The sequence below is a fragment of the Streptomyces saintjeani genome, from assembly GCF_055409605.1.
In genome coordinates this window covers 2,907,728-2,928,259 of the sequence record NZ_CP189624.1, presented here as the reverse complement: position 1 = coordinate 2,928,259, position 20,532 = coordinate 2,907,728, and the positions used below count along the sequence as shown (strand labels likewise).

19 protein-coding genes are annotated in these 20,532 nt (G+C 70.7%); 5 read left to right on the top strand and 14 right to left on the bottom strand.

The genetic code is table 11. From position 1 onward, the window contains the following. Positions 1-8: 8 nt before the first annotated feature. Complete coding sequence (locus ACQCO7_RS13075; protein ID WP_464071988.1) at positions 9-923, bottom strand: ACP S-malonyltransferase; 915 nt, start codon at positions 921-923, stop codon at positions 9-11. Positions 924-1,012: 89 nt separating this feature from the next. Next, entirely contained in the window at positions 1,013-2,233 is a 1,221-nt protein-coding gene (locus ACQCO7_RS13070) for a PucR family transcriptional regulator (protein WP_464071987.1), read from the bottom strand. Between the two features lie 368 nt (positions 2,234-2,601). Here ACQCO7_RS13070 and ACQCO7_RS13065 point away from each other — a divergent pair, with 368 nt between their 5' ends. After that, positions 2,602-3,264 (top strand): pirin family protein, encoded by a 663-nt coding sequence (locus ACQCO7_RS13065; RefSeq protein WP_464071986.1) that lies wholly within the window; start codon positions 2,602-2,604, stop codon positions 3,262-3,264. On the opposite strand, the gene ACQCO7_RS13060 is transcribed toward ACQCO7_RS13065, so the two are convergent. Beyond that, a complete protein-coding gene (locus tag ACQCO7_RS13060) occupies positions 3,261-5,003 on the bottom strand; it encodes a serine/threonine protein kinase (protein WP_464071985.1) in 1,743 nt (580 codons plus the stop codon). The genes ACQCO7_RS13065 and ACQCO7_RS13060 overlap by 4 nt on opposite strands. 64 nt (positions 5,004-5,067) lie before the next feature. Beyond that, entirely contained in the window at positions 5,068-5,886 is an 819-nt protein-coding gene (locus ACQCO7_RS13055; RefSeq protein WP_464071984.1) for a serine hydrolase domain-containing protein, read from the bottom strand. 75 nt (positions 5,887-5,961) lie between these two features. On the opposite strand from ACQCO7_RS13055, the gene ACQCO7_RS13050 reads away from it, so the two are divergent. Continuing rightward, positions 5,962-6,420 (top strand): MerR family transcriptional regulator, encoded by a 459-nt coding sequence (locus tag ACQCO7_RS13050; protein ID WP_464071983.1) that lies wholly within the window; start codon positions 5,962-5,964, stop codon positions 6,418-6,420. Between the two features lie 6 nt (positions 6,421-6,426). Here ACQCO7_RS13050 and ACQCO7_RS13045 read toward each other — a convergent pair whose 3' ends face one another. The 3 genes from ACQCO7_RS13045 to ACQCO7_RS13035 all read right to left on the bottom strand — a co-directional run bounded on the left by ACQCO7_RS13045 (position 6,427) and on the right by ACQCO7_RS13035 (position 9,297). Continuing rightward, a complete protein-coding gene (locus ACQCO7_RS13045; protein WP_464077205.1) occupies positions 6,427-7,281 on the bottom strand; it encodes a DUF4429 domain-containing protein in 855 nt (284 codons plus the stop codon). A gap of 58 nt (positions 7,282-7,339) precedes the next feature. Then, positions 7,340-8,557 (bottom strand): alpha/beta hydrolase, encoded by a 1,218-nt coding sequence (locus ACQCO7_RS13040; RefSeq protein ID WP_464071982.1) that lies wholly within the window; start codon positions 8,555-8,557, stop codon positions 7,340-7,342. Between the two features lie 113 nt (positions 8,558-8,670). Continuing rightward, complete coding sequence (locus ACQCO7_RS13035; RefSeq protein ID WP_464071981.1) at positions 8,671-9,297, bottom strand: TetR family transcriptional regulator; 627 nt, start codon at positions 9,295-9,297, stop codon at positions 8,671-8,673. A gap of 66 nt (positions 9,298-9,363) precedes the next feature. Between ACQCO7_RS13035 and ACQCO7_RS13030 the strand changes: the two genes are divergently transcribed. Beyond that, complete coding sequence (locus ACQCO7_RS13030; protein ID WP_464071980.1) at positions 9,364-10,983, top strand: MFS transporter; 1,620 nt, start codon at positions 9,364-9,366, stop codon at positions 10,981-10,983. Between the two features lie 180 nt (positions 10,984-11,163). Here the strand turns inward: ACQCO7_RS13030 and cyaB are convergent, their stop codons facing one another. From cyaB to ACQCO7_RS13000, 6 genes are all read right to left on the bottom strand, one after another. Continuing rightward, positions 11,164-11,736 (bottom strand): class IV adenylate cyclase, encoded by a 573-nt coding sequence (gene cyaB, locus ACQCO7_RS13025; RefSeq protein ID WP_464071979.1) that lies wholly within the window; start codon positions 11,734-11,736, stop codon positions 11,164-11,166. Further along, positions 11,733-13,115, bottom strand: coding sequence for a hypothetical protein (locus tag ACQCO7_RS13020; protein WP_464071978.1), 1,383 nt, complete (start codon positions 13,113-13,115; stop codon positions 11,733-11,735). Before ACQCO7_RS13020 ends, cyaB begins: the two co-directional genes overlap by 4 nt. Positions 13,116-13,141: 26 nt before the next feature. Beyond that, positions 13,142-13,813, bottom strand: a complete 672-nt coding sequence (locus ACQCO7_RS13015) for a hypothetical protein (protein WP_464071977.1) — start codon at positions 13,811-13,813, stop codon at positions 13,142-13,144. Between the two features lie 91 nt (positions 13,814-13,904). Then, positions 13,905-14,387: a DUF6415 family natural product biosynthesis protein gene (locus tag ACQCO7_RS13010; protein ID WP_464071976.1), complete on the bottom strand. Its 483-nt coding sequence runs from the start codon at positions 14,385-14,387 to the stop codon at positions 13,905-13,907. Between the two features lie 471 nt (positions 14,388-14,858). After that, complete coding sequence (locus ACQCO7_RS13005; protein WP_464071975.1) at positions 14,859-16,046, bottom strand: helix-turn-helix domain-containing protein; 1,188 nt, start codon at positions 16,044-16,046, stop codon at positions 14,859-14,861. Between the two features lie 103 nt (positions 16,047-16,149). Beyond that, on the bottom strand, positions 16,150-16,791 hold the full coding sequence (locus ACQCO7_RS13000) for an HAD family hydrolase (protein ID WP_464071974.1): 642 nt from the start codon (positions 16,789-16,791) through the stop codon (positions 16,150-16,152). A gap of 31 nt (positions 16,792-16,822) precedes the next feature. On the opposite strand from ACQCO7_RS13000, the gene ACQCO7_RS12995 reads away from it, so the two are divergent. Together ACQCO7_RS12995 and ACQCO7_RS12990 are read left to right on the top strand one after the other, a co-directional pair. Then, positions 16,823-17,314, top strand: coding sequence for a hypothetical protein (locus tag ACQCO7_RS12995; RefSeq protein WP_464071973.1), 492 nt, complete (start codon positions 16,823-16,825; stop codon positions 17,312-17,314). Positions 17,315-17,373: 59 nt separating this feature from the next. Continuing rightward, positions 17,374-17,670 (top strand): small hydrophobic protein, encoded by a 297-nt coding sequence (locus ACQCO7_RS12990; RefSeq protein WP_464071972.1) that lies wholly within the window; start codon positions 17,374-17,376, stop codon positions 17,668-17,670. 27 nt (positions 17,671-17,697) lie between these two features. On the opposite strand, the gene aceE is transcribed toward ACQCO7_RS12990, so the two are convergent. Then, entirely contained in the window at positions 17,698-20,430 is a 2,733-nt protein-coding gene (gene aceE, locus ACQCO7_RS12985) for a pyruvate dehydrogenase (acetyl-transferring), homodimeric type (protein WP_464071971.1), read from the bottom strand. Positions 20,431-20,532 lie beyond the last annotated feature (102 nt).

Genomic DNA, 20,532 nt, shown 5'->3' with positions numbered 1-20,532 from the left:
ATCTCCTCTCAGGCGCCGTGTTCCGCGATCAGCTCGCGGGCCGCGTCGAGGTCGTCGGGGGTCTTCAGGGCCAGTCTCGGGACGTCGGGCAGGGCGCGCTTGGCGAGGCCGGTCAGAGTGCCGCCGGGGGCGGCCTCGATGATCGCGGTGGCGCCCAGCTCCTTGAACGTCTCCATGCACAGGTCCCAGCGGACCGGGTTCGCGACCTGGCCGACGAGACGTTCCAGCACCTCGGCGCCGGTCGCGACGGCCTTGCCGTCCTTGTTGGAGACGTACGGAGCCGTGGGGTCGGCCGGGGTGAGGGCCCGCGCGGCTTCCTCAAGTGCGGAGACCGCCGGAGCCATGTGGTGGGTGTGGAACGCGCCCGCCACCTTCAGCGCGACGACCTTCCGCACCCCCTCCGGCTTGTCCGCCACCAGCGCCGCGATCTGCTCGGCCGTACCGGCCGCCACGATCTGGCCCGCGCCGTTGATGTTCGCGGGGGTGAGACCCAGCTTCTCCAGATGCGGGAGGGTCACCTCGGGCTCGCCGCCGAGCAGCGCCGCCATACCGGTCTCGGTGACGGCGGCGGCCTCGGCCATCGCCAGACCGCGCCTGCGGACGAGGGACAGCGCGTCCTCGGGGGTCAGGACACCCGCCCACGTGGCGGCCGTCAGCTCGCCGACGCTGTGCCCGGCGACCGCGCCCGGCGTGATGGCACCGAGTGCCGCACCGGAGACGATCCCGGCCGCGACCAGCAGCGGCTGGGCGACGGCGGTGTCACGGATCTCGTCCGCGTCGGCGTTCGTGCCGTAGTGCACCAGGTCGAGCCCGATGACCTCGGACCAGGCGGAGAGCTGGTCGGAGACACCGGGGAGATCGAGCCAGGGGGTCAGGAAGCCGGGCGTCTGGGCGCCCTGGCCGGGAGCGACGAGTACGAGCACTCTCACACTCTCTCTTGGGGACGGGCACGGCCGCCCGTGGTGACAGGGACGAAGAACAGCAGGGGGTTTTGTGGAGCCCCGACAAAAGCCTAGGTCTGGGGATCTCCGTCGGCCAGGCGCCCCAGGATCAGCGCGATCCGCAGAGTAAAGGCCGAGCGTACATCGGAGGGTGACCATCCGGTGACGTCAGTCACACGTCGCAGCCGGTAGCGCACGGTGTTCGGATGGACGAAGAGCATCCGGGCGGCGCCTTCGAGACTACTGGCCTGTTCGAGATATACGGAGAGTGTCTCCAGGAGTGCGGAACCGGCCTCTTCGAGCGGTCTGTAGATCTCCTCCACCAACTGACCGCGCGCGGTGGGATCGCCCGCCATCGCTCGTTCCGGAAGCAAATCGTCCGCCAGAACCGGCCGGGGAGCGTCCTGCCAGGCCAGACACGCCTTGAGCCCGGCCGCCGCCGCCTGCGCGGAGCGGGTCGCCGTCTGGAGGTCCGGTACGACGGGCCCCGCGACCACCGGGCCCGCCGCGAACGGGCCGATCAGCGACTTGGCGACCGCGAGCGGGTTGTCGCTGCCGCCCGCGATGACGACGAGCCGGGTGCCCAACACGCCGGTCAGCACCTGGAGTTTGGCGTGCCGGGAAGCGCGGCGGATCGCCTCCACGGTCAGCTCGGAGTCGCCGTCCGGAGCCTTGCCCAGGACGACGCACACGTGCTCCGGGGCGTTCCAGCCCAGCGCGGCGGCCCGCGACACGGCCCCCTCGTCGGCCTCGCCGCTCAGGACCGCGTTCACCACGAGCGACTCCAGGCGCGCGTCCCAGGCACCCCGTGCCTCGGCGGCCTGCGCGTACACCTGCGCGGTCGCGAACGCGATCTCCCGGGCGTACACCAGCAACGCCTCCCTGAGCACCGCCTCGTCGCCCGGCGCGGCCACCTCGTCGATGGCCGACTCCATGACCTCGATCGTCGTCCGGACCATCTCGACGGTCTGCCGCAGCGTGATCGCCCGCGTCAGCTCCCTCGGCGCGGTCCCGAAGACGTCCGTCGAGATCGCCTGCGGGGCGTCCGGACGCCGGAACCACTCCGTGAACGCCGCGATGCCCGCCTGCGCGACGAGGCCGATCCAGGAACGGTTCTCCGGGGGCATCGCCCGGTACCACGAGAGGCTCTCGTCCATCCGCGTGATGGCCTGCGCGGCCAGCGATCCGGCCGACCTCTCCAGCCGCTTCAACGTGGCGAGGTGCGGGTGGGCCGGGGCGGCGGGGGGCGGGGGGGTGGATCTGGGTTCGGGCACGATCCAAGGGTGCCTCATCCGGGCGGGGCGGTGCGGCGGGGGGCGGGGGGTCTGTCCGGATGGGGACGGTAGGGGGGTGCCGGGCCGGACGGGGGGTCGGCATCGGGGCGGAGGGGGGTGTGGGGACGGGGGAGGTACGAGGCCGGGCATCGAGCCGGAGTGAGGTGTGGGGATGGGGGAGGTGCGGGGCGCCGGGCCGGATGGGGTGTGGGAGTGGGGTGGTACGAGGCCGGGGCGCCGGGCCGGATGGGGCGTGGGGGTCAGGGCGGCGTGAGGCCGGGGCGCCTGATCCGTACGGCCGGGTCGGTGTCGGCCGGTGCGCGCGGGCGCCGGTGGCCGTGCGGGCGCGAGGCCGGGACCCCCTGCCGGGATACCTTGGTGAGGTGATGGACGTGCGGCGCGGGGACGCGCGCTACCGGGGCGGGGATGCCGGGCAGGGCATCGAGACTTTGCACTCTTTTTCCTTCGGCCCCCACTACGACCCCGACAACCTCCGCTTCGGCGCGCTCATCGCCTGCAACGAGGAACGGCTCGCCCCCGGCGCCGGCTTCGACGAACACCCCCACTCCCACACCGAGATCGTCACCTGGGTCGTCTCCGGCGAACTCACCCACCGCGACTCCGCCGGCCACGAGACGGTCGTCCGGCCCGGCGACGTCCAGCGCCTCTCCTCGGCGGCCGGCGTCCGCCACGTCGAACGCAACGCCGGGGACGTGCCGTTGGTCTTCCTCCAGATGTGGCTGGCCCCCCTCGACCCCGGCGGCGACCCCTCGTACGAGATCGTCCGGGGCATCGCCGACTCGACGCCGTACGCCGTTCCCCGCGCGGGGGCGATGCTGCACGTACGGCGCCTGTCCACCGCCGGTGAACGGATCGCCGTTCCGCACACGGGACATGGGTACGTCCATGTCGTACGCGGCGAAGTCCGCCTCGCGGAGACGGAGTTGACGGCCGGCGACGCCCTGCGGCTGTCCGCCGAGGGGGAGTTGGAGCTGGTCGCGGTGGGCGGCGGCGCCGAGGTGCTGATGTGGGAGATGGACGCGGCCTAGCTCTCCGCGTTCCGCCACACCGTGACGTCGACCGTGACGTACCTGCTCGGGTCCGACGCCGGGGAGCTTCCCCGGTACGTGATCAGCGCGATGTTCCCGGCCGAGGAGTGCACGCACAGCCTTGTGCCCGTGGGGACTTGGGAGAGGGGGAGTTCGCGGGTGAAGCGGGTGTCCGTCCGGCAGGTCTGGAGCGTGCCTTGCTGCTGCGCGTCCAGGACGACGACCTCGCGGCCCACGCTGCCGATGAGTTCGTCGTCGTTCCCCTGGAAGAAGTAGAAGTCGGACTCCTCGGTGTTGCGGGTGGAGCCGCCGTTGTTCATCGGCTTCGGCGGGGTGTCGGTGAAGCGGATGAAGTAGTCGAGGGGGATGTCGATGTTCTTGTAGGTGTGGGGAGTCGGAGGCGCCACGGAGGCGCTGGGGCCGGCCGAGACCTTCGGGTCCGGGGTGTTCCCGGCCGAGCCGTCACCGGCGTCGGCTACGAGGTTCGAGCCCCAGACGGCCAGGGGGACGAGGACCGCGGCGAGGACCAGGAAGGTCTTGGTGCGGCGGGGCCGGGGGTGCGGGGGATGCCAGGCCGGTGCCGGGTGCGGAGGTGGGGTCGGTACGGGGTTCGGGTTCGCGGTCGGCGCGAAGTGGGTGGGGGTGTACGGGTGTTGGGGCGGGCTGTACGCGGGGTGGACGGGCGGTTGAGGCGTCGGCGCCCTGAGAGGCCCCGCACTTCCCGGCGACCCGGCAGAGCCCGCGACTCCCGGCGTACCGAGAGGCCCCGCGATCCTCGGCGTACCGGCCGGCCCCGCAACTCCCGGTGTTTCGGTGGGCGTTGCGACCCCCTGCGGCTCAACAGGCCCCGCGTTCCCCGGAGTCCTCAGCGGAATGTCCGCCCCGACCGCCGCCGGCAGCCAGTCCCCCGACTGCCTCAGCGGCGTCGCCGACGCGCCCTGGCACAGCGCGATCACCTCGGCCGGCGTGGGCCGCCTCGCCGGGTCCTTCGCCAAGCACCTTGCGATGAAGGCGAGTTCGGCGGGCAGCCCCGTGAGGTCGGGCGTCTCGTGCACGATCCGGTACAGCAACGCGTGCGCCGAGCCGTCCCCGTACGCCCCTCTCCCCGTCGCCGCGAACACCCCGATCTGCCCCAGCGAGAAGACGTCCGACGCCGGTGTCACCCGCTTCCCCGCCGCCTGCTCGGGCGACATGAACGCCGGGGTCCCCGGGGAGACCCCGGTCCCCGTCAGGGACGTCGCGTCGGACGCCCGGGCGATCCCGAAGTCGATGACACGAGGCCCGTCCGCCGCGAGCAGTACGTTCGACGGCTTGAGGTCCCGGTGGACGACATCGGCACCGTGGATCGCGGAGAGCGCCTCCGCCACCCCGGCGAGCAGCAGCAGGACGGAGGACACCGGAAGGGGCCCGTGCCTGCCGACGGCTTCGGCGAGGGAGGGACCCGCGACGTACGCCGTGGCCAGCCAGGGCTGCCCGCTGTCCACGTCGTGATCGAGGACCGGCGCGGTGTAGAACCCCTGCACCCGCCGGGCGGCCTCCACCTCCTGCCGGAACCGCCGCCGGAACTCGGCGTTCTCGGCGAGTTCGGGCCGCACGGTCTTGACCGCGACGGAATGCCCACCGGGCGTATGGGACAGATACACCGCCCCCATCCCCCCGGCCCCGAGCTTCGCCGTGAGCCGGTACGGCCCCACCACCACCGGATCCCCGGCCTCCAACGGCTCGAAAGCACCGCTCATCGTTCCCCCGTGATCATCGCGCGTTGTGCGGGACGAGGGTAACCGGCCCGGTCTCAGGCCCTGTTCAGCGCACCTCCGCCAGCACCCCGTCCGTGAACGCCGGCCACGCCTCGACCGCCCAGGGGCCGAAGGGACGGTCGGTCAGCGCCACGCAGGCCACCCCCGCGTCGGGGTCGGTCCACAGGAACGTGCCCGACTGGCCGAAGTGGCCGAAGGTCCGCACCGACGACGAACTCCCCGTCCAGTGCGGGGACTTGGTCGCACGGATCTCGAAGCCGAGGCCCCAGTCGTTGGGGTTCTGGTGGCCGTAGCCCGGCAACACGCCCTTCGTGCCGGGGTATTGGACGGTCATCGCCTCCAACACCGTACGGGGGTCCAGGAGTCGGGGGGACTGGATCTCCGCGGCGAAGCGGACGAGGTCGGCGACCGTGGAGGTGCCGTCCTTCGCGGGGGAGCCGTCCAGCGCCGTGTCCGTCATGCCGAGCGGCTCCAGCACCGCCTGGCGGAGGTACTCCGGGAACGGGATCTCCGTCGACTTCGCGATGTGGTCGCCGAGTTGCTCGAAACCGGCGTTGGAGTAGAGGCGCCGGTCGCCGGGCGGGGCCATGACCCGGTGTTCGTCGAAGGCCAGGCCGGACGTGTGGGCGAGGAGATGGCGGACGGTCGCGCCGGGCGGCCCCGCCGGTTCGTCGAGGTCGATCGCCCCCTCCTCGTACGCGACCAGCGCCGCGTACGCCGTGAGCGGTTTCGTGACCGAGGCGAGGGGGAAGCGGTGGGCGGTCGGACCGTGCGTACCGAGGACCGTACCGTCGGCGCGGACCACGGCCGCCGCGGCGGTGGGGACCGGCCAGGACTCGATCCGGGTGAGACTGCTCAGGGACATGCCCGCGAGCCTACCTTCGCCATTCTTACCGTTTCCGCTTGCTTCGAGCCCACTCCAAGGTCATAGCTTGGGAACATGACGGTGATGCAGACCTCGCCCCTGACCCTCGAAGCCCCGACCCTCGAAGCCCCCGTCGACGTCTGCTCGGCACCCCCGCCGCCCCACCCCCGCCCCGACGGCCAGGACAGCTACACGATCAGTGAGGTCGTCGCGCTCACCGGGCTCACCGCGCACACGCTGCGCTGGTACGAGCGGATCGGGCTGCTCGACCACGTCGACCGCTCGCACACCGGCCAGCGCCGGTACTGCAACCGCGACCTGAACTGGCTGGACTTCGTGGGCAAGCTGCGCCTGACGGGGATGCCGGTCGCGGACATGGTGCGGTACGCGGAGCTGGCGCGGGAGGGCGAGAGCACGTTCGGGGAGCGGCGGGAGCTGCTGGAGTCGACGCGCAGGGACGTCCAGGCGAGGATCGCGGAGCTGAACGGCACGCTGGCGGTACTGAACCGGAAGATCCAGTTCTACTCGGCCTGAGAGCGGCTACAGCTCCGCCAGCAGCTCCGCCTTCTTCACCGAGAACTCCTCGTCCGTGACCAGCCCCGCCTGATGCAGCTCCCCCAGGTGCCGGATCCGCTCGGCGACGTCCGCGGGGTCGCGCCGGGCGGGCGCCGCGGCGATGACCGCCGACGGCCCCTTCTGCCCCCGTACGGCCGCCAGGACGGCGGCGGCGAAGGGGAGCGACTCGTGCACCGGCCCGTACCCGAGGCCGAAGACGACCGCCGCCGGGTCCTGGTCGGGCTGCACGGACGAGGTCTCGCCCCGCAGCAGCCGTAGATGCCCCTCGAAGACCTCCGGCGAGCGCCACTCGACGCCGGTGAGGTCGGAGACGGCGAAGGACTGGTCGCCGGCTTTCCACTTCGCGGAGGACGCGCCGGTCCAGAACCAGCGGAAGCGGACGGTACGGCCGTCGAAGGACGCCTTGGCGTCGTACGCCTTGAAGGACAGCGGCACGTCGGGCGCGTCCACGAGGAACCGTTCCGCCGGACCCGAGTGCGTCAGCAGCCCCCGTACCTCCTCGGCGTAGTACTCCGCGAGGGCGTCCCGTTCGGCGGGCAGGACGAGCCGGTAGGGGTCGGAGCCCTCCTTGAGCTGGCCCTCGGCCGCCGCGAGCAGCGGATCGGCGCCCTCGCGCAGGTCGAGCCTGAGGACGACCGTCCCGCGCCTGCCCGGGGACAGGGACACGCTCTCGACCGCCGCGAGCGGGACACGTCGTTCGCCGAGCGCCGAGAACAGCTTCGGCGCCCGCATCCCCCGTTCGTAGCGGATGAGCACGGAGTCGGACCCGAACTCCCAGGCGGCATGCGAACCGGCCAGTACATCACCCATGCGGCTCATCGTATGCGGGACCCGCATCTTCGTCCCCTCCCTGCGCACACCGCAGTTCCTGCTGTTTCTACGCGCGTCCGACCGTGGTAGTGGAGGACAAATCCGCCCGGCAGGCCGCGTCATCGTCGGCGCACACCACCGACCGGTACGCGCCAGTCCCGATCTCGGCGAAGTTGCGCAGCGAGTCGGTGCCGGGTTCGAAGTACCCGGCGTGCCCGTGCGCCTCCTTCGCGGCCAGCCGCCGCGCCCCGAACGCCTCCGAGACGGGGTCCTCGCCGTGCCCGAGCCCGCCGAGTTCCAGGTACGGCACGTCCTGGATCCAGTCGTCCGCGTCCCGCATCGCCCACACGCGCGCGGAGGTGTGCAGGTGGGACGCCTTCTCGACGCGCATCCCGGGGCTCCCGGCGACCGCTATGTCGGCGACCCGCGCGGGCAGCTCGTGCGCCGCGACGCCGCAGACGACGGAGCCGTAGCTGTGGCAGAACAGCGACACCGGCGCCTTCCCGGGCAGCGCGCGCAGCAGCGCGTTCAGGCGTACGGCGCCGTCCTCGGCGCGCCCCGCGGTCGCCGACTCGATGCCGAGCCCGGCGGGGGCGGTGTAGTCGGCCCACGCGATGACGGCCGTGGCGGTACGGGGACTGGCGGCGCGCTCCGCCGCGTACAGGGCCTGCGCCATACCGACGGGGGCCCGGTACTTGCTGACCGTCCGCTCGAAGGTCAGCAGGTCGGTGTCCACGCCGGGGACGACGACGGAGACCCGCGCGGCGCTCGTCAGGTCGCCGAACACCTCGGCGGCCCGGCCGCTGCCCTCGGGGTCGAAGGCGAGGATCTGCCGCCCGCCGACGGCCATCGCCTCGAAGCGGTGCATACGGCGGCCCGCCTCGCGCTGGCCGTCGGAGGTGAGCCGGGGATCGTGCATGCGGGTGCGCTCGACGGCGGCGGCCTCGCCGAGGGCGATGCGGTTGGCGCGGTAGCGCAGCTTCACCGGGGCGCCGTTCATGTTGCCGACGGCCAGCGGGTACGTGTGCGCGAGGCTGTTGCGCTCCGGGGCGCTGAGCGCGGCGAAGAAGCGGGCCAGTCGCGTGGGCGCCTGGGTGGGGTCCGGGAGGCTGTGGCCGTCGAGGAAGCCGTGCCGCCAGGAGGCGAGGGAGGCTTCGAGGGCGCTGTCGGAACGCTGGGGGCGAAGAGCCGTCCAGCCGGTCGTCGACAGCATCACGAAGACCACGGCCAGCGCGAGCAGTGCGCGCCAGACGCCGATCTGGGGAGAGGAGTCGAAGGAAGTCACTAGGGGGACACACTAGGAGAACGAAAGGGTCTCGGGGGTCCCGAGTGACGGGTATCACGTTTTGGTGACCGGCTGCCTGGGAAGCGCTTCGAACAGCCAACTCGGGCCCGCCGTCAGCCCTTTCGCCAGGCGCCGATCAGCTCCGGACCCACCTGATCGAGGTACCGCCCGGTCCGCTCCCGCATCGCCGCCAGGTCCATCCCGGCCTCCCCGGCCCAGTCGCGCTCGGCGACCCGGACCACCCCGCTGAACAGCGCGACGACGAGACGCGGCCGGGGGTCCGTGGCCAGGTCGGTCCCCTCGCGCCCGGCGATGATCCCCGCGACCCGCTCCTCCAGCTCCGCCGAGCGCCGCAGATGCGCCGCGAGCAGCGCGGGCGTCTCCTCGATCATCCGGTAGCCCCGCATGTACAGCTCCATCGGTACGACGCTCTCGATCGCCTCGTCCAACGCCGCGAGGCTCTCCCTGAGTGCCTCGCGCATCGCCTCGAAGGGGTGCTCGGGCGCCGGGCGCTCCAGCAGGCACCGTACGAAGTGGTCCTCGGCGAGGCCCGGGACGAAGAGGGCGACCGCCTCCTTGCTCGCGAAGTAGCGGAAGAAGGTCCGCTGCGAGACCTCGACGGCGTCCACGATCTCGTCGACCGTCGTGCGTTCGAAACCCTGGGTCGTGAAGAGCGCGAGCGCGGCTCTGACCAGGGCGTCTCTGGTGTGTTGCTTCTTGCGTTCGCGCAGGGTACGCATATGTGTCAGTCACCGGCCTGTGAAACGGTTCGTCAATTGTCAGTGGCTGTCACTAGCGTGGAAGGCATGACTAGTCAGACCACTCTTGAAGCGGCGGGCCACGGGGACGGGGCGCCGACGGCCCCGGCGGGCTCGTCGCCCGGCGCGGGGCTGCGCGGCCACCCTTGGTTCACGCTGATCACCGTCGCGGTCGGGGTCATGATGGTCGCCCTGGACGGCACCATCGTGGCCATCGCCAACCCGGCCATCCAGAAGGACCTCGGCGCGACGTTCGCGCAGGTCCAGTGGATCACGAACGGCTACTTCCTCGCGCTCGCGGTCTCCCTCGTCACCGCGGGCAAGCTCGGCGACCGCTTCGGGCATCGCCAGACCTTCCTGATAGGCGTGGCCGGTTTCGCCCTCGCCTCCGGCGCGATCGGCCTCTCCTCCAGTGTCTCCGCCGTCGTCGTCTTCCGTGTCCTGCAAGGGCTGTTCGGGGCGCTGCTGATGCCCGCGGCGCTCGGGCTGCTGCGGGCCACCTTCCCCGCCGAGAAGCTGAACATGGCCATCGGTATCTGGGGCATGGTCATCGGGGCGTCCACCGCGGGCGGGCCGATCCTCGGCGGGGTGCTCGTCGAGCACGTCAGCTGGCAGTCGGTGTTCTTCATCAACGTGCCGGTCGGGTTCATCGCGCTCGCCCTCGGGGTGACGATCCTCCTTGACCACCGTGCGGAGAACGCTCCCCGCTCCTTCGACCTGCCCGGTATCGGGCTGCTCTCCGGCGCCATGTTCTGTCTCGTCTGGGCCCTCATCAAGGCGCCCGAGTGGGGCTGGGGCGGTGGGCTGACCTGGACGTTCCTCGCGGTCGCCGTCGCCGGGTTCGGGGCCTTCGCCTTCTGGGAGACCAAGGTCGAGGAGCCGCTGATCCCGCTCGGCCTCTTCCGTTCCGTACCGCTCTCGGCCGGTGTGGTCCTGATGGTCCTCATGGCCATCGCCTTCATGGGCGGCCTCTTCTTCGTGACGTTCTACCTCCAGAACGTCCACGGTCTCAGTCCCATCGACGCGGGGCTCCATCTCCTGCCGCTCACCGGGATGATGATCGTCGGCTCCCCTCTCGCGGGCGTGATGATCACGAAGTTCGGGCCCCGGATCCCCCTCGCCGGGGGCATGGCCTGCACGGCCCTCGCCATGTACGGCGTCTCCACCCTCGACACCGGCACCGGCAGCCTCGCCATGTCCATCTGGTTCGCCCTGCTCGGCCTCGGCCTCGCGCCGGTCATGGTCGGAGCGACGGAGGTCATCGTCGGCAACGCGCCCATGGAGCTGTCCGGTGTCGCCGGGGGTCTTCAGCAGGCGGCCATGCAGATCGGCGGCAGCCTCGGTACGGCCGTCCTCGGCGCGGTGATGGCGTCCAAGGTCGACAGCGCGCTGCCGGGGAACTGGCAGGCGGCCGGGCTCCCCGCCCTGACCCCGGCCCAGCTCGACCAGACCGCCGAGGCGGTGCAGGTGGGGGCGGCGCCGGTGGCTCCGGGTACGCCGGACGCGGTCGCGACGAAGATCGCCGACGTGGCGCACGACACGTTCATCTCGGGGATGAGCCTGGCGTCGCTGGTTGCCGCCGGGGTCGCGGTGTTCGCCGTACTGGTGGCGTTGCTGACGAAGCGGGGGGAGAACGCGGACGCCGCCGGGGGCGGGGTCCACATCTGACATCTCGTCAACTCCCTCCCTGTCAACGAAACTGACGCAACGTCAATGAAGTTCCCCAATCAGGGTGACTTTGCTAAAGGTTCCTCGCGCACGGTTCGCGGCGCGCGTCACAGTGGGTCAGGCCCAGGGCTGCGGCGCGCTGCCGGAGGGGGATAGCGCGCTGTGGCCCTGGGCGGGGGGTCACCGAGTGAGCACGAGGTCCCGGTAAGGGAGGCCGACGACGGGGAGGCCCGTCACGCCGATCTGCTCCTCGACGTCCTTGAGGGTGGCCGCGGCGGCTTCCTGGTCCGGGCTCATGACCTCGGTCTCGACGTAGTCCCCGACCCCGGCGAGGAGGTCGATGCTGACGGAGGCGTCCGGGTGGAGGGGGTGGCGGTAGGTCGTGCGGTGCTTCTCGACGCGCACCAGGAGCCGCATCCCGATGTTCTCCAGGAGGCGGTCGGCCTGGTCCGCCTGCGCGCGGCCGACCTCGATGTTCGTCTCCCGCTTCGCGATCACGCCGTCGCCGATGGTGTCTGTGCTGGACGCCGGCTTGTAGGTGATCTCCGCGAAGTCCCCGCGCCGCCTGACGCGCAGGCACTCGACCGTCTCCAAGTAGTCGACGTCGGGGCGGCTGTAGTAGGTGTCGACCTCGGTCACCGGGGCGTCCGCCGTCCAGCCGGACTCCGCGAGCGCCTCCACGATGTCGCTGCGCCCGTCCACCGGGAGCTGCCGCTTGCGTTCGACTTCGATGTGTCCGTGCACTGTGCTCATCCTTCTGTGCTGATGGCCGAGTAGACGCGGGCCAGACTGCCCTTGGCACACCACTGCTGGAGGCAGCGCATACCACGGGCGACCTGCTCCCGGTCGTCGATGGGGACGTTGGTGAACAGCACCAACTGCTTGGCGTCCCGGAGGGGATTGGGCAGGGCGCGCCTCAAGTACCGGTTGTAGTAGGCGCGTTCGCGGCGCAGCACGTCTTCCGCCGTCACGGGCATGAGAACGGTACGGCGGTCCTGGGCGGCCTCGGTGGAGTGGACGGCGACGGCGGTGAGCAGCGCGTCCAGCGTCAGGTACGCGTACGTCTCGCGGCCCTCGCGGGTCACCCAGCTCCGCCACACCTGCGCGCATTCCCCGTCGCCCTGCTCCGCGCGCGCCAGGAACGCGGTCAGGGCTATGTCGGTGCACTCGTCGAAGATGTCGCCGTCGACCGTGAAGTGGTCGACGTACTGCTCGCTGAGAGCGAGGAGCATGCTCTTCTGCGACTCCGGTAACCAGTCGGAATCGGTCAGCGCGTAGTGCACCCGCTTGTGCCCGTGCCGCGCGTCCATCCAGTCCTCCGCCAACGGCCCCTCCAGATACGGCCGGACACCGAGCACTCCCGAACGCCAGACGTGGTCCCGCAGAGTGACGTAGTGCCGCTGTACCTCCCGGAAGAGCCCGACCGGCGCCGCCACCACCGCGCTGATCCCCTCGTCCACCTCCCCGGCCGGGACGATCCGCGAGTCCTGGCGCACGACGACCAGGTCCGAGGCGCTGTGGTACGGGTGCGTGCCGTGCTCCAGGTACTGCGGCACGAACATCCGCAGGAACCGCAGCCACGCCCGCGAGGTGTACGTCTGGAACGCCCGCTCGTGCAGGGATGCGCCCTTGACCGCGTACACGTCGCGGTAGGCGAACATACCGTCGGGCGTCAGGACGGTCGGGAGCGTACGGATCATGTCGTGCAGGCCGAGGTAGCCACCCGCGTACGAATAGACCTCGTGCAGCAGGGCAGACGCGCTGATGACGTCGGCCGGTTCGGGCAGGAGCGTCCCGATGTCCTGGGCGAACCCGGCGATCAGCCGGCAGGAACCGACGCGGTCGACGGCGGCCATCGCCTCCGTGAGAGAGGACGACGTCACGCCGGGCACCTCGACGAGGGTGAGCCGCACGTCCTCGACTCGCGGTTCACCGGCCGCGAGCCGGGAGGCCAGGCACGCGACGGCCGCCCCGCCACCGGGCCCGACCTCGACGACGTGCGGGCCGGTCTGCTTCGTCCGCTCCAGGGCCTGGAGCGCGAGGAACGCCTTCTCCTCTCCGTGCGCGTTCGCGGCCACGTCGAGGTACCCCGACGCCGTCTTGAGCGTCGTGTGGAACGCGGTACCGGACACATGCCCTCCTGGGGTGTGCTCGGGTCTCATGCGGAGACTTGTGCGGTTCGAGCCTCGGTCTCCAACCGGTCGAGACCGATCGGCTCGACCTCGTGGAGGGTGACCACCTCGCGGGAGGCGAGAAGCCAGTGCAGACGGGGTTCGTCCTCGTACGGCACCGGGATCAGTTCCCTCGGCGGGCTCAACGAGGTGAGGGTGTCGGGGTGGTGGAAGGTTCCGGCGATGCCCCACGGGGAGGCGTGGCCGACGAGGGCGGCGGTCCAGCCTCGGCGCAGCTGGGGGCAGTGGCGTACGGACTGGACGGCGCAGATCTCGTGCAAGGGCGGTGCGACGGTCGTCTGCCCCTCCCGGAGGGGACGGTCGTCGGCGTCGCGAACCAGGAAGAGGTGCCGTTCATCGGCGCGGCTCCCGACGGTCGGGGCCCCGCACACCTGGCACAACAGGTGCGTCATCGCCTGGCGTTGGCGCAACGGGTGCAGGGACGCGAAGTCCGGCACGCCGGTCCCCGGGGTCACCGCGATCCGCACCCACAGCACACCGTCACGGCGGTCGGAGCGGTCCTCGTCCGCGTAACCGATCCGTTCCTCGCCGTGGCGGTTGTACTGCCGGACGAGTCGGACGGGGAGGCCCTGTTCGCTGCTCCAGGGCGTGATCCAGGGGACGCGGAGGCCGTTCCAGACGTGCACGGCGGGTTTCATGGAGTGCTCCCGGCCGCGATACCCCAGGCCAGAGCCGTCACCAATGTCAGCAGGACTGCGAGGTAGATGAGGGTGAGAGTGTTCCTCCTGTTCACGCCCGTGTCCCACCAGTCAGCGCGTCGTAGTGCTCACCCAGGGCCACGACACGCTGAGCCAGCTCCCTCACCCGCGCCACCTCACCCACCAGGCCCGGCTGGGCGGCGATGCCGAGGCAGCGGCGGGCCTCGGTGACGGCGGACAGGGCGGCGTCACTGCCGTGGGCGGCACGCTCGACCTGGGGGATCAACTCGGCGATACAGGCGGCGAAGTCCCGGCCGAACGCGGCGACCGTCTGGTGCCGGGGCGGCGCGGTCTGGTCCAGGAACCAACCCGCCTCGGCACGCACCGCGTGGACTGTCGGCGCCCGGGGGACGTCCGCCCCGGTGACCGTCGGCCGGTGACGCGAGCACGCGCATGCCGGGAACCTCAGGGGCAGCGGCTCGGGCGGGGTGTCCGGTTCGACGGACACGGTGCGGATGCCGAGGTCGCGGGTGACACGGCCGTATTGGTCGACGGTGAACACGTGCACTGTCATACGGGGTTTCGGCGGGAAGCCTTCGGCTCCGGGGGGAGTTGTACTGTTCAAGTGCTGATGCTCCTCTACAGCGTTGGCCACGCCCCGGGCCGCCGCGAACGGTCGCCGGGGTTTCTCGTCTGTGGCTTGGTCGGTGGAAGTCGGCGGGTGGCGGTGGGTGTTCGGCACGGGTTCCGGATGGTGGTCACCGGATGGGAGACGTGCGTCGGCATCCGCAGCTCCGGATGGTCCAGACGCGTGAGAGGCCAGGAACGACGGCCTGTCCGGCGGGGCGCAGGGATCTGGTCACAGTTCCGCAGTCGAAGCACGCCTCACCGTGAAGCCGGACGATGCTCACGCTCGCGTCGACGATTCTCGGCGCGGGTATGAGTGAGTTCGCCATTCCTGGTCCCGTCTGTCGGTTCTTGTACGTGCGACAGATGGTGAAGGTGAGCGGCAGCTACAAGTACCCCTGTGAGGGGTACACCGCGGTCAGACGGCGGAACACCATTCGGCAAATGAGGTGAGGGCCTCGGAATCTGCCCGCTTGAGGCGTCGGAGAGTTCCGGCGTCCTCACGGACCCAAGGGTGCTCCCGGGTGTGCTGCGGCGCGATATGGCGGGCCACTTTGAGCGCTTCGAAGGCGTGCTCGGCCTGTCCTGACCACAGGTGCGCTCGTGCCAGGTCGATGTAGAAACCGCTCCGACGCTCTGCGGGAAGGCTGATCGGAGGCTTCCACTCGCGTGCTACTTCCAGGGCCTTGGCGACATGGTCGTGACCGAGACTGACGGCGACGGAGACTTCGTGGACACGTACGGAATCCGGGCCGAACGCGGTGCCGTGGTACACGGACTCGGGGAGCTGGTCGGCGAGGGTACGGGCTTCGGCCAGGTGCATCTGAGTGGCGGCGACATCGAACGCACGACCGGCGATCACCGCTGCCCTCATATGGAGTGCTCCCCGGGCAGCGGACCGATCTGGTGTGGTCGGTGCCGGAGCCGCGTCGAGTGCCTGCTCCAGGGCCCGCAGGCCCGCCGCATGGGCGGACGCGGCGAAGAACGTCTCAGTGCGCACATAGGCCACGGAGGCCGTCAGCAGTGCGTCTTCGGCGTCGGGGACGACGCAGCGCATGAGATCGACCAGCCGGGCAGAGAGGTCCCAGGCGCCCGCTTTGAAGGCGGCGGCGTCCGCGGAGCGGTATGCCGTGACCAGCAGAGCCGCGAGTGCCGCTCGGTCGGGGCCGCTGAACCGGCGGCGGGCGCGGGCGAGTTCGGCAAGCAGGTAGGGCAGGCGCCGGGCGATGCGGGTGTAGTGCGCCGTGAGCCTCCAGTCGACAGTGGCCTCGACATCGGTACGCAGCTCCGGCAAAGAGCGTACCGGGCCGTCCTCCGGGATCTCCTGCGTGGCCAACGCGGCGGAAAGCGCCGGCAGCGCTACATGGACGGCGGTCTGTGGGGCGTTGCGCCCGAAGAGGAGCAGGAAGGGATCCACGCCGAGGGCGTCCGAGATCGCCTCCAACGCCGAATCCCCGACGCCGCGTTCACCCTGCTCGATCTTGCGGATTGTTCCCAGAGACAGATGCGCGGCGTCCGCGAGATCCCGTTGGGACATCTTGGGTCGCATGATGCTGCGGTAGTAGGTGACGCGATCACCCACTCCACCTCGGACATGTGCGGACATGCTGGCTCCTGGCTCGGCGCAACCACTGCGAACGGTACTCGCGCAGGAACACTCCGTGGATGGAATCGACCCGAACGCCTTCCGGGACGCCGAGGTGTGCGCGTCACTGCCTCGCGATCCCGACGAGTTGCGTGAGGCTGTCGATCCGCCAGTCCGCCGCTGCGATGACTTCCGGGGCGTCGGCCCAGAAGTGTCCCCAAGGCCCGCGTCGCAGATGTGCCGTTCTCAACCCGGCCGCCTTGGCGGGAAAGATGTCGTTGGCCGGGTGGTCTCCGACGTAGAGGGTGCGGTCGGCAGGTGCTTGGGACGCCTTCAACACCTGCTCGAAGAAGGCTGGTTGGGGTTTCGCCGTACCCCATTCCTCCGACGTGGCGATGAGGTCCGCAGGGAGGTTCAAGGCGCGGAGCAGGTCTCCGGCGAGTGCGGTCTGGTTGCCCGCGACGATCACGCGTACGCCTGCCTCGCGGAGCTCGGTCAGCGCGGGACGGACGTCGTCGTAGAGGTCCGCCTCCTCCAGGTGTTCACCCTGGCCCGCCTCCGCGCGGCTGCGGTACTCGGCCGCGATGTCGATACCGGGGCGTACGAGCCGTAGCGCTTCCGCGTTGTCGTGGCCCTGGGTCACCACGGCTCCGACGAGGGCGGAGAGCGTGTGGCGGGGGATGCCGAGCCAGTCGGCCCAGGCTCCCCAATAGCGGTCGTCTCGGGTGAGGGTTTCGCCTACGTCCAGCACGATGGTTTCCAGCACGCTTGGAAACTACAGCGGCTGAAGGAGCGGTATGACCACGATCGCGGTGACCGGGCACATGGATCTGACCGGCGCGAGTGTGCCGCTGGTGCGGGAAGCGCTGGGCAGGGTGCTCAGGGGGTACGCCGAGGGCGGTGACCTGGTCGGAGTCTCGTGTATCGCGAAGGGAGCCGACTCCCTGTTCGCCGAGGCCGTGCTCGCCCTCGGTGGGAGGCTTGTCGTCGTCGTACCCTCCCAGGATTACCGCGCGAACAAGGTCAAGCCCGACCACGCGCCCCTCTTCGACCAGCTCATCGAGGCTGCCGACGAGGTTCTGGTCCTGCCCTACGAGACCGCCGACCGCCGCGCGTACGAAGCCGCCAACGCCGTGCTCATCCAGCGGGCCGAGCGACTCGTCGCCGTCTGGGACGGAGAACCGCCGACGGGGAAGGGCGGCGGTACCGCCGACACCGTGCTGGAGGCGCGGGGCGCCGGCGTGCCGGTGGACGTCGTGTGGCCGCGAGGTGCCGCCCGGCAGGCATGAATCAGGCCCGGCGGGTACCCGGCACCCTGAAGCGACCCCACAGGCAAGGGAGTTGACTCATGTCGGGGTTCGGGCACGGGACACGCAAGTACCCCCGCTCACGTGGCCGGATGGGGTCACGGGGTGGGCCGGATCGTGTGACGCTCGGGATCGCGGGGGTGGTGTGCGCGGTCGCCGGGTTCTTCGTGCTCGGGATCGTGCTGGGGCCGGTGGCCATGGTGTGCGGGTGGCTGGCGATGGGGCGGCGCTGGGCCTCCAGGGCCGTCGCGCCGCTCGTCGCGGTGATTCTGGGTGGACTGGACACCGTGCTGGCCGTGCTGTGGCTCGCAGGGACGCCGGGGAACGGGTGGACGTAGGACCCCGTTCCCCGGTTCGCACTTCTGCTACGCGTCGCCTCCCGCCGCACCGGGGTCAGCCGCCGCGACGTCCAGAAGCTGGTACCGGTCGATCGCCTGCTTCAACGCCGACCGCTCCACCTTCCCCTCCTTCGCCAGCTCCGTGAGGACGCCGAGCACGATCGACTGCGCGTCGATGTGGAAGAACCGGCGCGCCGCACCCCGCGTGTCCGCGAAGCCGAAGCCGTCCGCGCCCAGGGACTGGTACGTGCCGGGGACCCAGCGGGCGATCTGGTCGGGGACCGAGCGCATCCAGTCGGAGACGGCGACGAACGGGCCCTCGGAGCCGGAGAGTTTGCGGGTGATGTAGGGGACCCGCATCTCCTCCTCGGGGTGCAGGAGGTTACGGCGTTCGGCGTCGACGGCCTCGCGGCGGAGTTCGTTCCAGGAGGTGGCCGACCAGACGTCGGCGCGGACGTTCCACTCCTCGGCGAGGATGCGCTGGGCTTCTAGGGCCCAGGGGACGGCCACGCCGGAGGCGAGGATCTGGGCGGGGGAGGACCCTGAAGTGCCCGCACGCACCTTGTGGATGCCCTTGAGGATGCCGTCGACGTCGACGTCGTCGGGCTCGGCGGGGTGCTGGAGCGGCTCGTTGTAGACGGTGAGGTAGTAGAAGACGTCCTCGCTGTCGGGCCCGTACATCCGACGCAGCCCGTCCTGGACGATGTGGGCGATCTCGTACCCGTACGCGGGGTCGTACGCGACGCACCCGGGGTTCGTGGAGGCGAGCAACTGGGAGTGCCCGTCGGCGTGTTGGAGGCCCTCGCCGGTCAGCGTCGTACGCCCGGCGGTCGCGCCGAGGACGAATCCGCGGGCGAGCTGGTCCGACATCTGCCAGAACTGGTCGCCGGTGCGCTGGAATCCGAACATCGAGTAGAAGACGTACACCGGGATGAGCGGCTCGCCGTGGGTCGCGTACGCGGAGCCCGCCGCGATCAGGGACGCCGTGCAGCCCGCCTCGGAGATGCCGTCGTGGAGCATCTGCCCGGTCGGCGACTCCTTGTAGGCGAGCAGGAGTTCACGGTCGACGGACTCGTACTGCTGGCCGAGCGGGTTGTAGATCTTCGCGCTCGGGAAGAAGGAGTCCATGCCGAACGTGCGGTACTCGTCGGGCGCGATGAGGACGAAGCGGCGGCCCAACTCCTTGTCCCGCATGAGGTCCTTGAGCAGCCGGACGAACGCCATGGTGGTGGCGATGGACTGCTGGCCGGAGCCCTTCTTCACGGTCGCGTACGCCTTGTCGTCCGGCAGCGCGAGCGGCTTCGCGCGCACGACGCGCGTCGGGACGTACCCGCCGAGCGACGTACGGCGGTCGTGCATGTACTGGATCTCCTCCGAGTCCCGCCCCGGGTGGTAGTACGGCGGCAGGCCGGACTCCAACTGCTGGTCGGAGATGGGGAGATGGAGCCGGTCACGGAAGCCCTTGAGGTCGGCGACCGTCAGTTTCTTCATCTGGTGGGTGGCGTTGCGGCCCTCGAAGTTGGGGCCGAGCGTCCAGCCCTTGACGGTCTTGGCCAGGATCACCGTCGGCTGGCCCGTGTGCTCGACGGCCGCCTTGAACGCGGCGTAGATCTTCTTGTGGTCGTGCCCGCCGCGCCCGAGGTGCAGGATCTGGTCGTCGGACATGCCCTCGACCATCGCGCGCAGCCGCTGGTCGTCGCCGAAGAAGTGGTCGCGGATGTAGGCGCCCGACTCGGTGGCGTACGTCTGGTACTGGCCGTCCGGCGTCGTGTTCATCCGGTTGACGAGGATGCCGTCGCGGTCCTGCGCGAGCAGCGGGTCCCAACTGCGGTCCCAGATCAGCTTGATGACGTTCCAGCCGGCGCCCCGGAAGACGGACTCCAGCTCCTGGATCACCTTGCCGTTGCCGCGTACGGGCCCGTCGAGGCGCTGGAGGTTGCAGTTGACGACGAAGGTCAGGTTGTCGAGGCCCTCGCGGGCGGCGATCGTCAACTGGCCCAGCGACTCCGGCTCGTCCATCTCGCCGTCGCCGAGGAACGCCCAGACGTGGGACTTCGAGGTGTCGGCGATGTCGCGGGCGTGCATGTACCGGTTCATGCGGGCCTGGTAGATCGCGCCGATCGGACCGAGGCCCATCGAGACGGTCGGGAACTCCCAGAAGTCCGGCATCAGGCGCGGGTGCGGGTACGAGGAAAGGCCGTACGGGGCGCGGGACTTCTCCTGGCGGAACGCGTCGAGGTGCTGCTCGGAGAGGCGGTCGAGGAGGAACGCGCGGGCGTAGATGCCGGGGGAGGCGTGGCCCTGGAAGAAGACCTGGTCGCCGCCGTCGCCCTCGTCCTTGCCGCGGAAGAAGTGGTTGAAGCCGACGTCGTACAGGGACGCGGAGGACGCGAACGTCGCGATGTGGCCGCCGACGCCGATCCCCGGACGCTGGGCGCGGGAGACCATCACCGCGGCGTTCCAGCGGGTCGCGTTGAGGATACGGCGCTCGATCTCCTCGTTGCCCGGGAAGAACGGCTCGCTCTTGGTGGGGATCGTGTTGACGTAGTCCGTGCTGCGCATCTCGGGGACGGCGACGCGCTTCTCACGGGCCCGCTCGATGAGCCTCAGCATCAGATAGCGGGCGCGCTCGCGGCCCCGCTCGTCGATGGCGGCGTCGAGGGAGTCGAGCCACTCCCGTGTTTCCTCGGGGTCGAAGTCAGGAACCTGACTCGGAAGGCCGCCAATGATGATCGGATTGCGATCGGATCCGGAAGCCACGCTGTTCCTTACCTGTCGGAGGGCCGCCGCGGGGCCGGGGAGCCCTGGGAGCCGCTGGTGGTCTCTGCCTGCTGCCACACCGTTCCCCATCGTGTACCTCGG

Excerpts from the sequence above, each read along its gene's own strand:
- ACQCO7_RS13070 (WP_464071987.1), bottom strand. The coding sequence starts at position 2,233 with ATGAGGCACCCTTGGATCGTGCCCGAACCCAGATCCACCCCCCCGCCC.
- ACQCO7_RS13065 (WP_464071986.1), top strand. The coding sequence starts at position 2,602 with ATGGACGTGCGGCGCGGGGACGCGCGCTACCGGGGCGGGGATGCCGGG.
- ACQCO7_RS13060 (WP_464071985.1), bottom strand. The coding sequence starts at position 5,003 with ATGAGCGGTGCTTTCGAGCCGTTGGAGGCCGGGGATCCGGTGGTGGTG.
- ACQCO7_RS13055 (WP_464071984.1), bottom strand. The coding sequence starts at position 5,886 with ATGTCCCTGAGCAGTCTCACCCGGATCGAGTCCTGGCCGGTCCCCACC.
- ACQCO7_RS13050 (WP_464071983.1), top strand. The coding sequence starts at position 5,962 with ATGACGGTGATGCAGACCTCGCCCCTGACCCTCGAAGCCCCGACCCTC.
- ACQCO7_RS13045 (WP_464077205.1), bottom strand. The coding sequence starts at position 7,281 with ATGAGCCGCATGGGTGATGTACTGGCCGGTTCGCATGCCGCCTGGGAG.
- ACQCO7_RS13035 (WP_464071981.1), bottom strand. The coding sequence starts at position 9,297 with ATGCGTACCCTGCGCGAACGCAAGAAGCAACACACCAGAGACGCCCTG.
- ACQCO7_RS13030 (WP_464071980.1), top strand. The coding sequence starts at position 9,364 with ATGACTAGTCAGACCACTCTTGAAGCGGCGGGCCACGGGGACGGGGCG.
- cyaB (WP_464071979.1), bottom strand. The coding sequence starts at position 11,736 with ATGAGCACAGTGCACGGACACATCGAAGTCGAACGCAAGCGGCAGCTC.
- ACQCO7_RS13015 (WP_464071977.1), bottom strand. The coding sequence starts at position 13,813 with ATGAAACCCGCCGTGCACGTCTGGAACGGCCTCCGCGTCCCCTGGATC.
- ACQCO7_RS13010 (WP_464071976.1), bottom strand. The coding sequence starts at position 14,387 with ATGACAGTGCACGTGTTCACCGTCGACCAATACGGCCGTGTCACCCGC.
- ACQCO7_RS13005 (WP_464071975.1), bottom strand. The coding sequence starts at position 16,046 with ATGTCCGCACATGTCCGAGGTGGAGTGGGTGATCGCGTCACCTACTAC.
- ACQCO7_RS12995 (WP_464071973.1), top strand. The coding sequence starts at position 16,823 with ATGACCACGATCGCGGTGACCGGGCACATGGATCTGACCGGCGCGAGT.
- ACQCO7_RS12990 (WP_464071972.1), top strand. The coding sequence starts at position 17,374 with ATGTCGGGGTTCGGGCACGGGACACGCAAGTACCCCCGCTCACGTGGC.